5 protein-coding genes and 6 pseudogenes are annotated in these 11,491 nt (G+C 59.7%); 6 read left to right on the forward strand and 5 right to left on the reverse strand.

All coding sequences use genetic code 11. From position 1 onward, the window contains the following. Positions 1–138 precede the first annotated feature (138 nt). Positions 139–1,071: an ABC transporter ATP-binding protein gene (locus J2754_RS07020; RefSeq protein WP_188879313.1), complete on the forward strand. Its 933-nt coding sequence runs from the start codon at positions 139–141 to the stop codon at positions 1,069–1,071. Here the strand turns inward: J2754_RS07020 and J2754_RS07025 are convergent, their stop codons facing one another. Together J2754_RS07025 and J2754_RS07030 are read right to left on the reverse strand one after the other, a co-directional pair. After that, positions 1,072–2,949, reverse strand: coding sequence for an ABC transporter permease (locus J2754_RS07025; protein ID WP_188879314.1), 1,878 nt, complete (start codon positions 2,947–2,949; stop codon positions 1,072–1,074). It abuts the gene before it with no gap. A gap of 1,044 nt (positions 2,950–3,993) precedes the next feature. Then, positions 3,994–4,565 (reverse strand): annotated as a pseudogene (locus J2754_RS07030) (hypothetical protein). On the opposite strand from J2754_RS07030, the pseudogene orc4 reads away from it, so the two are divergent. After that, a pseudogene (gene orc4, locus J2754_RS07035) lies at positions 4,447–5,229 on the forward strand (DNA replication protein Orc4); the annotation flags it as partial. The pseudogenes J2754_RS07030 and orc4 overlap by 119 nt on opposite strands. Positions 5,230–5,368: 139 nt before the next feature. Here orc4 and J2754_RS07040 read toward each other — a convergent pair. The 3 pseudogenes from J2754_RS07040 to J2754_RS16100 all read right to left on the reverse strand — a co-directional run. Then, positions 5,369–6,806: pseudogene (locus tag J2754_RS07040) on the reverse strand (DNA polymerase domain-containing protein); the annotation flags it as partial. Beyond that, positions 6,787–6,885: pseudogene (locus J2754_RS16820) on the reverse strand (DUF8156 family protein); the annotation flags it as partial. The pseudogenes J2754_RS16820 and J2754_RS07040, both read right to left, overlap by 20 nt. A 2-nt stretch (positions 6,886–6,887) precedes the next feature. Then, a pseudogene (locus J2754_RS16100) lies at positions 6,888–7,100 on the reverse strand (hypothetical protein); the annotation flags it as partial. On the opposite strand from J2754_RS16100, the pseudogene J2754_RS07045 reads away from it, so the two are divergent. The 4 genes and pseudogenes from J2754_RS07045 to J2754_RS07060 all read left to right on the forward strand — a co-directional run. Beyond that, positions 7,098–8,002 (forward strand): annotated as a pseudogene (locus J2754_RS07045) (phage NrS-1 polymerase family protein); the annotation flags it as partial. The pseudogenes J2754_RS16100 and J2754_RS07045 overlap by 3 nt on opposite strands. Before the next feature lie 1,139 nt (positions 8,003–9,141). After that, positions 9,142–9,564: a DUF8030 family protein gene (locus J2754_RS07050; RefSeq protein ID WP_211087017.1), complete on the forward strand. Its 423-nt coding sequence runs from the start codon at positions 9,142–9,144 to the stop codon at positions 9,562–9,564. Positions 9,565–9,701: 137 nt separating this feature from the next. Next, complete coding sequence (locus J2754_RS07055; RefSeq protein ID WP_211087018.1) at positions 9,702–9,962, forward strand: hypothetical protein; 261 nt, start codon at positions 9,702–9,704, stop codon at positions 9,960–9,962. 176 nt (positions 9,963–10,138) lie between these two features. Beyond that, positions 10,139–11,212 (forward strand): sensor histidine kinase, encoded by a 1,074-nt coding sequence (locus tag J2754_RS07060; protein ID WP_211087019.1) that lies wholly within the window; start codon positions 10,139–10,141, stop codon positions 11,210–11,212. The last annotated feature ends 279 nt before the right edge of the window (positions 11,213–11,491 follow it).

Raw genomic sequence — 11,491 nt, forward strand, 5'->3', positions numbered from 1 at the left:
AAGTCTCAGCAACGGTCCAGCGTCATCGTACTGACCGTGAACGCTTTTGCATACCAGCCTAGTAACAAGTCGCATGGCCCTCCAGATCAACAGCTTCGAGACTCCACGAGTCACTTCGAACTCCAGCGGTGAGCACCAATGAGTGCCATTGAGACAGCTGGGCTCACCAAGCGTTACGATGGCACCCCCGCGGTCTCCGATCTCGATCTCACCGTTCACACTGGAGAAGTGTACGGGTTCCTCGGCCCAAACGGCGCCGGGAAGTCCACCACCATCGACATGCTGATGGACTACACACGTCCGAGCGCGGGCCAGGCGACGATCTTCGGGCAGGACGTTCGCGACGACGCGAGCGCGATTCACGCCCGCACAGGCATCCTTCCGGACCGCTTTGGCGTCTACGGATCGCTCACCGGGCGCGAGCACCTCGACTATATCCTCGACGCCAACGACGCCACCGGCGACCCCGAAACCATCCTCGGTCGCGTCGGGCTCAGTGACGCAATCGACCAACGGGCGGGTGGCTACTCGAAGGGGATGCAACAGCGGCTTGGGCTCGCGATGGCGATCGCCGGCGACCCCGACCTCCTGATCCTCGATGAGCCGTTCTCCGGTCTCGACCCTTATGGAGTTCGGCTCGTTCGCGACGTGGTGGCCGCCGAACGCGACCGTGGCGCAACGGTCTTTTTCTCCAGTCACGTCCTCGATCAGGTCGAACGCATCTGTGACCGCGTCGGCCTCCTCGCTGACGGGGAGCTCGTCGCCGAGGGCACCCCCGCAGAACTCCGTGCAACCGCCGGTGTCGAGAGCCGCCTCCACGTCGATACCGACGTCGACGACACCGCACTCACGGCCGTTCGAAACGTCGACGGGGTCACATACGTCACGCGAACGGACGCCGGCGTCGAGATCGCGTGCGGTGCAGAGAGTCGCTATCACGCGCTCAACACACTCGCCGACGCGGGCGCACCGATCCGGACGTTCAATGTCGACACGGGCACTATCGAGGATGCGTTCGTCGCGATGGCTGACGCCCAGCGGGAAGCGACACGTGGCCGCGACGACGCGTAATCAGTCGAGGGGACGTCGCTGATAGACGACCATCGCGACGGCCACCGGAAGCGCGAACCAGAGGAGGAGTTCCCCGAACGCGACAGCCGGATGCAGATACCACGCGGGGACGTCCGCGCCATAGGCCGTCTTCACGACGACCGTGTTGGTGAAGACGTCCGGTTGGAGATCGGTAATGACGCCCATCGCGTTCCCGGCGGAGTTCGGGACATCGAGGATCGCGTTCGTCACGACGCGATAGAGTGAGATTGGCGGGAGCCATCGAAGCAGGAGATAGGTCGGGCTTGCGGGTGGGGCAAAGCCACTCACTGCCGTCCCAGTGAGTGCCTGATAGAGTGCGTTCGAGAGTTGGAACCAGGCCAGATACAGGCCGCCCGAGACGAGGATGATGATGCCTGCGAGCGACTGCCGACGCGTCAGTGTCGAGAGGGCGACGCCGAGGCCGGTCAGACAGAAGAAGAATACGACCGTCGCCGCGAGAAACGCAAGGAGCGTGCCCGGTGCCACGAAACCGTAGCGGGGTGCAGCGACGAGACACGTTCCAATCACTGCGAGCACGAGCGGAAGTGTGATCGCGCTCGCTCGGCCGATAATGAGTCCGATGAGGGTCTCTCCGCGAGAGATTGCGGTTCCAGCAGTCACACGGAGGCTTCCAGAGTCGCGTTCAGCGACGACAACACGGAAGGTCAGCAGAAGGGTCCCAACCCCGCCAAGGAATCCGAGCGGCGTCTGCAGGCCAGCGAGTGGCACGCGTGGCCCGAGCGCGTCACGAATCAGTGCCGAGGGGGAAAGGCTGAGCACGCCGGCAACAAGGACCATCGCACCGAGCACCCAGATACCAGGACGATGGGTGAGCCGCCGAAATTCACGGCGCGCGAGCGGTTGCCATCGTCCAGGAAGCACATCGACCCAGCCCCCACGGCCGGTTACGGCACTGAGCGGGATCGCACCGAATCGGCGAACTGACGGGCGTTTCGTCCAGAGCCGTCGAAGGAGACCAGTGTTGCCGCCCGGGGTGAGATCGCCGCGCCGGATCCCGACAACGCCGCCGAGCAGTGCGATCGTGGGCCACGCGAGAAGAATAGGGATACCAACCCACGCTGGAAGCGGTGGGGTCGCCGCTGCGAGTGTCCCGTGCTCGTGGAGCGCGTCGCTAACCTGAAGCGCAGCGCTTCCGGGCCCGACCGGGACGCCCAAAAGCCAGTCGGTAACGACGTAATAGGCGCTCGGAAGGGAGATCCATTTGAGAGCCTGAAACAGCTCCGGCTTCGCCATTTCGTTCCCCGGTGACGAGCCCGTGATGAGACCCCAGAGGAGGGCGGTCGTCAGATCGCTCCAGAAGACACTGAGAAAGAGCGTTAGGCCGAACGTGATGGCGGCCGCACGCGTCGTTGAGGACTCGACGGCCGATATCGCGACGGTGACGGCTGTCCAGGCGAAGACATAGATACTCGAGAGAGCGAGCAGTCCGACGAACATCGGGAGTGAAAAGCGGCCGTAGGCGAACACACTATACCCAACGAGTAGCGGGGTGGTGGCGAGGACGGGGCCGGCGAGAGCAGCGCTGCGACCGATCGTCTTCCCGAGAACGAGATCAGCGCGGGAGAGTTCGGTGCCGAGGAGGACGCGAGCGGTGCCGGTCTCGCGTTCGCCGATGATTGAGCGGAAGCCGAGCGCGGCAGCAGCAAAGGGAACGACGATTGCGACGGCGGCTTGCGCACGCGGGAACGCGACGGCAGTCCCGAGCCCCTGGACGACGTTCGAGTCGAAGGCTGTCGGGAGGCGGCTGACGAGGACGAGACACAGGCCAATCAGCCATGGTGTCTTCCCACGAATACACCGTCGAAATTCGGCTCGTGCGACTGGCATGGAGGGCATAGAGGCGGGTGTGCGCCCGAGAATAATAATGCCTCCTGGTATCAGAAGGTCAACTAGAAATTGACATCCTTCCCGCCCTGAACGGCGGGGTTTTACCTTGTAACATCCATAAACTTCGACTCTTTGAAGACGTACTTGTTACTGCTCTATCTAAAAGACTCGTTAGTGCATATGTGTATTGAACTGTTATCCGGGGTGAACACGCTTCATCGCCGAGGTGGACGACGCCATCGAGGTGTGTATTGAACTGTTATCCGGGGTGAATATACTCTCTGAGAGAAACTATGCGGGTGTAGATGAGCGTTTTAAACCGGGTTCGAGCAGCAAAAGGTGCTGAGGATGATTCAACACCCCCGTATTTTGGAGTGAAGGTAATGCTCTTGGGTACGAATTTCACCGTATTCAGTCTCGTTTTCGGAGTTGATCTGGTAGCGTATCTCGGGTTGGCAATTACTCTTCTTGGTTTTTTATTGAGTAGTTTAATCGCCTCCTTCGATATCTAATAGTTTACCTCCCCGTTAGCGGCTGAAGACTTCGACAAACTCGGAGGCAGAAAAAGAGATATGACGCTCTATCTGATTAGCTGTAGATTACGGGATATGATTGAGGCAGCGGCATACTTGATAGTAGCAGGATCACTTAGTGCTGTTTTCCTCCGTGGCAAATGGTCATTAGGAAACCGAGTTACGCTGGGTTCGATAGTATTTGCTCTGCTAGTGGCCGCATTTGATGATGTCACTAACCTAATCGCATCGGATATAGTCGTATTTGTCCTCGTCGCTAGTCTAGGCGTCACTATTTTTGGACACATATACTCTCGATAACTACAATGCGAATTGAGCGAGGACAGTCCGAGAGACGAACTGATCACCCTCAATGCCGAGGCGTACATCGTCAACGCCGAGGAGTGGTCCACAGGGAGACAGAGAGAATCTATAAGTCTCGTAAATCGGATTAACGAAGTCAACGGGTTCTCCAAACGAGCTTACTGAACCTCTCAAGGAGAACACGGTCAAGGGTTGTGAGCACTTGAACGATACCGAACTACGGCAGTTCTTCGGCTGCGTCAACGAGATCCTCTTCGGTCGTCCATCGGTGGAGTCGCTCCTCCTGCTCAAAGAGTTCAAAGACGCCGTCCTGCATCCAACCGAATGGGTGCGCTTCGTCGTCGTACTCCTGGTTGAGGACGTGACTCTTCGAGAAGTATTCGACCGTCCCGACGAGGAGTCCCTGTCCGACGAGGAAGTCACTCGGGTTCTTCTCGGCGACGTTGACGAGAGCCGTAGCTCTCGTCTGCCAACCAGAACGCTTCGCGTTCTGGTGACGCCGACGAGCGTCGTGACGATATCCGCGATCAGGCAGAACTTCTAGATGCTGTTGTCCCACTCGCCACGAATATCAACCATCCGGAAGGCGTAGGCATCCTCCCGCCGGTTCAGTCGATCGACAACGAGGTTGAGCCGCCGAATCGGCTCCCGGTCGTAGTTTCCGAGGACGAAATACGATTCTGTGATCATCATCCTCGACGAGATCGACTTGATGAACGACGACAGCGTGCTGATGAAGCTCTCGCGCGCTGAGGAGGCGGGGAAAATCGACTGTAGCGTCGGCGTCATCGCGATCAGCAACAAGATCCAGTACGTCGACAACGTGAACGAGCGCGTGAAAAGCAGCTTCCAGCACAAGGAGCTGTTCTTCAAGCCATACGACGCCAACCAGCTCCGGGAGATCATGTTCAACCGCGAGGACGCCTTCCAGGACGGCGTCCTTTCCGAGGACGTGATTCCGCTCTCGGCGGCCTTCGCCGCGCAGGAACACGGCGATGCTCGGAAGGCGATCGACATTCTTCGCCACGCCGGGGAGGTCGCCTACGAGGCCGGGGCAGAGCAAGTGACGGAGGAATACGTCCGCCAGGCACAGCAACACGCCGAAAAGGACCGGTTCAGAGAACTCGTGAACGGCGCACCCACCCAGGCGAAGGCGGCGTTGCTGGCGCTCACGGAACTGAGTGTCAACAGCAACGACGATGCGTTCCTCACGAGCCGGGTGTACGGCCAGTACGAACGCATCTGCAACCATCTCGATATGGATATCCTCTCCGTCCGTCGCTTCCGCGACATCCTGAAAGAGCAGGCCTTCCTCGGGGTTGTCGAAATCGAGAAGATCAACAAGGGGAGTGCGGGCGGCATCCACCTCCAGAACCGCCTCATCGAAGATGCCCAGGTCGTCCGCGAAACGATCCTCGAGGACAGCCGGATGCAGGACTGGACTCGCGAGTAGTGACCCCCTACTACTGAGTGGGTACGGACGACGGAAATCCGGGGTGGGGCGTGAGGAAACGACGGAAACGAGGGGGGTCGAAAATTACGTCGGAAACGTGGGGTTAGATCGAAACGACGGAAACCAGGGGTGGGGTCCACTACGACAGTTCGTTGACGGCTCCGAACGAGCTCAAAACGGCGTCCCTCTCATCGGAGATCTCTCGACGAATATTGGTTCGGTCCCACCCGAGCGGTGAGAGCACGCTCTCGACCGCTCTGACCAGCTGCGTTTCGTAGTACGAGGCGTCGTAGGTCTCGATCGCTTCGTGGGCGAGGGCGACACGGTCTCGCGAGGATTTCTCGTCGTCGACGACCACATATTCGATATCCTGGCCGGGTGGACTGCCAGTTCCTGCTCACGGGCTCGCTTCAAGGCGGCCACGTTCTGGGTATTCTGTGAATAGCCTTCCAGCGGCTTGGAAACACGATTCCGTTCGACGAGCCGCTCCACTGCTACGTTGCCCGCCTGCAGTTCATCGATTGCTCGTTCGAGACGCCCGAGCACCGCGTCCGGAGATCGAGTCGCGTCAAGCCGTTCGAGACAGTCCCGCTGGATGTCCTCGATGAACGGCGGGGTCGATCGCTGCCGGGCTTCGATGCCTCTGATCTTGAAGTCGTCGTCGCCGGCGACCTTCCCGAAGTACTTCGTCAATGCGCCGGCGTCGCTCTCGCGCTGCGGCACGAACGCCACCCAGTCGTAGTGGGCTTCGTGTTCGAGGCGAATCTCGACGCGCTCCGTGATCTCCGTCGCGAGCGTCTCGAGGTTCTCGCGGGCATCGTCGTCAACGTCGGGGTCCGGGGTCACCCAGATGGAGTCGACGATCCCGTGAACGACCCGCCAGTCGCCGTCTTCCAGCCGCTGTTTCGCCGTCAGCAGAATCTCCCGAGCGAACGCGTTGATCGCTTCGTGGCACTCGATGCGGCCGAGCCTCGCGTTGCTGAACCCCTGGTAGCCGAAGCAGGCGACGAGGATCCATCTCAGGGCTCCCGACCGCCCCTCGAGTTCTGCTAGTCGGTCCTCGTCGGGATCGTCCCGTTCCTTCTCGCGACGGATGGCCGCCTTGATCTCGTCGCGGGCGTCGACGATCGGCTGGAGGACGTCGACGAGCCGGTGACGGTGTCGCCGGCGACGGACAGCTCCCTGTAGACCTCGTTGCTCGTTTCGGTTACCGGGACGCTGAGCCGGAGCGTCGACAGCTCGCTCGTCGGCGTCGGATCGACGCCAGTCTCCAGACAGTACCGGAACTCGCGCGAGAAGTCGACGTTGAAGCAGGCGAGCTCTCCGATCGGATAGTCGGGGAGCTGGCGCGTTTGCCGGGCGAGCGAAGTCACGCGGTCGATGTGAGTGACGCCGACGGCGAGGACTGGTTCCTCCTCCCGTCGGAAGCCGGGTCGTCGCGCAACCCGTTCAGTCGCGACGACGTCCGGATGCCGGTCGTACACCGACTGGAGTCGCGAGAGGTCGAGATCGGCGTCTAGGTCGCGAGCGCCGACGTAGAAGCGTGGGCTGTGGTCATCGCGCTCGGTCGCGACGGCGCAGTGCCCGCCGGAACCCCGCCCAGCTTTCTTCGATGGCCCGCAGCGCATCCCGATACGTCGGCTTCGTGCGCCCCATCGTTATCGCCCTCCGGTCCCGGTTGCCGTCCACGCATCGAGCAAGGGATCCGGGGTAGCTGTTACCGTCTCACCGTCAGCGGTGATGCCCGTCCCGACGCCCTCCGAAGTCGGCGTCGAGGGCGACGGCGTCGTCGGTTCAACGCCGACCTGCGTGGCGCGTGCCGCGAGCAGCTGCTGCCAGTACGCGAACGTCGTCTGGTAGTACGCGCCGTCGACGATGTCGCGACCGACATCGTCGAGCGGTTGGACTCATACACGGAGGTGTCGCCGTCGGGAACGGGCTTTCACGTGCTCGTCGAAGGCGACCTTCCGGACGGCCGGAATCGTCGTGGGAGCGTCGAGTGCTACGAGACAGCGCGGTTCTTCACTGTTACCGGCGATTATGTGAGGGAACGCCGGAACGAATCGCGCGCCGACAGGACGCGCTGCGTGGCATTCACCAGGACTACGTCCAGCCGGACGAGGAGGCGAGCAACGATGCCGACGCCGGGGCGTCCGCGACGGCGGCCGCGGCGCCGGACGACGTCGACCTTGAGGACGAAGAGCTCCTTGAGAAGGCGAGGAACGCGTCGAATGGCGAGAAGTTCGAGCGGTTGTGGAACGGTCGTCTCGGTGGGTACGAGAGTCAGTCGGAGGCGGATATGGCGTTCTGTTGTTTGCTTGCGTTCTGGACGGGCGGCGACGAGTCGCAGATGGACCGGCTGTTCCGCGAGTCGGGGTTGATGCGAGAGAAGTGGGACGAGGTCCACTACGCGGACGGTGCGACGTACGGCGAGAAGACCATCGAGCGCGCCGTCCAACGAACTTCGGAGTTCTACGATCCCGAGACGTCGCAGACCGCGGATGACGTGGAAGCGGACGGGCAGAGCGCGACGTCGCGTGGTGAACAAGGGGAGGCGTATCTCGCGGAGAAAAATCGCGTATTAGCCGACCGTGTCGAAACACTCGAAGCGACACTCGAGGAGAAAGATGACCGGATCGCGGAGTTAGAAGCGATGATCGAACGCCTCGAGAACGAACTCGATGCCGCAGAGGCAGAGACGGATACAGAGACCGAGCGCGATGAAGAGTCGTCGGTGTGGGGTCGAACGAAGGGCTGGTTCGATCTGGAGTGACGACGTCTGGGGTGACGACAATCTACTTGGAGTTCTCATCGGAGACGGAGCCAGTACTACTCTGACTGCCACGGTTCCGCCAGTACGTCTCGGAGTCGTAGTCCTCGGGGTCACCGCCGAGATCAGCCGCGAGGTCATGGCGGAGCTATGCACGTGGCTTCTGGATCTCCTCGTGGACCGATTCAACTTCGTCGCCAACCGTGGGTGCTCAAGAGGACGGGGGAGAAATGCCACGTAATGGGGTTTGCCGACTCGGCATCGCAACCACGGATCACCGAGCTTTCAGGCATCGATCCGATTGACTTCAAAATTCAGAATACACAATTCCTTCAGGGCGACGCGGAGTACGAGCAGACTGGCGCAGAACAGTTCGATGTGCTCCGGCATCGGATCTGGGTGACGCGAAATGGGATGTTCAACGCGTACTCGACGAGTTCCCCCGAGATGCACCGTTGTACGAGCAGTGTGCTGGCTGGATGCATGCAATCGCTGGAAAGCACTTCTTTCCAGACGCGAACCATCGGACAGCACTCGTCCTCCTCCGTGAACTTCTGCGTCAGAACGAGTTCTCGCCGGGACGGTGGCCAGCGTCCGTCTCGCGAGAAACCGTCCTGCACTCCCATCGAGTACGTCGACAGCTCCCACCAGTCCGGCTAGATACGCTCTATCGGCACGACCGACTCCTCCTGGTCTGGCTCCTCTACTTCAAAATCGTCCTGTGGAACCCAGCTCGATAATGTAGTCTCCGGCAGGCGGAGTCACTCCTCGTCGTCATCGGGTGTCGCCGCGAACGCCTCGTATAGGTCATCATTGTCCGCCACATCACGATCCATGCGGCGTTGGGCGTCTTCGTGCATCGTACATTCCCCTACTCCGTTCGTGAATTTAGTCTTTCGGGAATCAATGGTGCGCGTGCACGTGTGGTCAGTTAGTGACTTCGACGGCTACGATGACGACGAGGAGGGGGCACGGCTGAGCATGGCATGTCGTCGCGACGGCGCCGACGACGCTACACTACCAATCTGCTATGGAGTTGATGCCGGCGATTCGGATCAGATATTCACGGTGGGTGTCTCCGCTGGTCGTGTTTCTCGCCCCTGTGAGGGCTGGAGGGGCCGATACAGCCCCTCTCAAACAGTATGTTCGACCACAACAAGCGATACAATCAACGACGTCCCGACACGGAACTGGAAACCGAACAGCACCCACGAACACCACTCCAACTCCACGTGCCGAACGACGTCGGGGAGGTCGCGATCCAGCGGTTCGTCGAAGGCGTCATTTCGACGCTGAAGCGTGAACGAGTCGGCGTCGAGTATACGTCGACGACGCTTTTCGGCGTGAAGCGTACGCAGTACCTCGCGCAGGGAGATGGAACGACCGTCCAGAAGCGGATGTATGATCCACGGCTCGGGTGGCGGGAGACGTCCGTCCGCCAACTCACCGTTCAGGATGATCTCGTCGCTCGACTCACGCTCGATCAACCAGTCGAGGATGGACAGTGGACGCGACGCCGCGACGTGTGTCGGGTTCGCCCCATCGATGTCCTCCGAACTCGCTAGACGGGTTATTAACCAACACAAGAGGACTATTGGAAGGTTTGTTGGTTAAATCCGGATCTCCCGGAGAGGATGCAGTCGTTGGTGGGACGGTTCACAAGCGATACGGTCATACACTTGTTTACGACCTTCAAGCCTCAATGACGCGATTCTCTGACCCATCCGACCCACGAGCACCACTCCCGGAGTGGGTGCAGGAGGCCTGCCAGATTCTTCGCGACACTCCCGATGTCTCACAGAGCGACTTCACCTACGAGGAAGCCTATGCACTCCCTGAGGAGGCCGACACGTTCTCCATCGAACACAGTGACAGCGAGTACGCCGTCGAGCGACTGCTGAATCGTGGCTATCTCTACGAAGCCAACGGCACCTTCCGCGTCACCGAAACCACACTTGACTAGGGGGACGCGATCCCACGGGGTTCTCGGAGACGGACAAGAGTTGGAACGGCACGATAGAGAGACAACGTGTAGCGAAACGACAGGGCGCCCTGAGACGACCGTCCATAATGTATGAGGAGGCGTCCTATGTTTTTTACTACGGCGGGCTGAAGCAAATACACTTAGGACGGTTGATGATGGCCCCCAATATCTCTCCCCGCTATGGGTTTTACGGGTTAGGTGGCCTTTGCATAGCACTTGGGTTACAGCATGCTGTGTTTGAGGGGGATGGCATAGGGACGCTGCTGGAGTCACTGATCATCTGGATCCTTGCAATCGTCGTATTACGCACAGCATACAACCTTTCAGAGAGTAATATTTCCCACTCTGGACAGTGGCGGTCATTCTATCTCTCAATCGGCGTCTCTATTTCGTTTGCTCTCCTAGCAGTTATTGTCTGGTTGATCTGGCATCTTGAGGGGAGTCCCGCTGAGCTGTCCTTTCTAGTATCGTTTGCCAGCACTCTCGGAGTAGCAGTCGGTACTCGAGGCAGTCTATACGCAATCGAGACTCAAGAGACACTCAAAGAAGCCCAAGAACTCTCTAAGCTGCTGCAGATCAATCAACGGGTGATGCGGCACAACGTCAGAAACGAATTGTCGATCGTGTTGGGCTACCTGGACGAGCTTGAACGCGACACCACTGCATCAGCGAGAGAGCAGAAGCTCACAATCATCCGCAAACGTCTAGAGTCCCTACTTGACAATGCCGAGCGGACCCGGCAGCTCGTCTCGATTTGGGAGGAAAAAGAGAAGCGGGAACTCGATCTGACGAAGGTGATCGAAGCACAACAAGCACGAGTCCAGGAGGAGTATCCGGACCGTACCCTTACTACGGACCTCCCGGAGTCCTGCCGTGTGCGGGTGAATTCAGCCTTCTCTCTAGCCATTGAGGAGGCGATCGAGAATGCATTCGAGCACAATCCAGCTGACACCGCCGTCTCAGTAGTAGTGAAGGAGGACCGCGATAGTGAGGTTGTCATTGAGATCAAGGATACGGGCGAGGGAATACCGAGCGTTGATCAAGAAGCGATCAACACCTCTGAAGAAACCCCACTCATTCACACCCTCGGACTTGGGCTATGGGTCATTTACTGGGTGGCAGAGATGTCGGACGGCCGTGTTGAAATCAAAGATAAGGAGCCACAGGGGACAATCGTTCGGATCATACTCCCACAGAGCAGATCTGGACCCATCGACTCCTATTGGTAGCCCCAAGGCACGTCGTAGCGCGGCTGAGGGTTACACGACAGGAGTGTGCTCGGTCAACAGGACTGTCCTCGGCGTGGTTCCGATGGCTATCTTCCCTCCGAAGAGGCCATCAGCCACTGAAGACAGTGGTATAACTCTCCGGATGAGGATATCCCGTTCGGCATTTCAGCCCTCAGTCGACTGTGCATCCGTCTTTAGTTAAGCCTCACACCTCGGTTGTGTAGCGGTAGCGAGCGTCTCTTGTAAGATTGGTCGTCGCTTGTGGATCTTTTGAGCGTC

Source organism: Halarchaeum nitratireducens, from assembly GCF_017874695.1.
Taxonomy (GTDB): Archaea; Halobacteriota; Halobacteria; order Halobacteriales; family Halobacteriaceae; genus Halarchaeum; species Halarchaeum nitratireducens.

What these genes read in the sequence shown, in the direction of transcription:
- J2754_RS07055 (WP_211087018.1), top strand. Translation starts at nt 9,702, where the DNA reads ATGACGCGATTCTCTGACCCATCCGACCCACGAGCACCACTCCCGGAG.
- J2754_RS07020 (WP_188879313.1), top strand. Translation starts at nt 139, where the DNA reads ATGAGTGCCATTGAGACAGCTGGGCTCACCAAGCGTTACGATGGCACC.
- J2754_RS07050 (WP_211087017.1), top strand. Translation starts at nt 9,142, where the DNA reads ATGTTCGACCACAACAAGCGATACAATCAACGACGTCCCGACACGGAA.
- J2754_RS07025 (WP_188879314.1), bottom strand. Translation starts at nt 2,949, where the DNA reads ATGCCCTCCATGCCAGTCGCACGAGCCGAATTTCGACGGTGTATTCGT.
- J2754_RS07060 (WP_211087019.1), top strand. Translation starts at nt 10,139, where the DNA reads ATGGCCCCCAATATCTCTCCCCGCTATGGGTTTTACGGGTTAGGTGGC.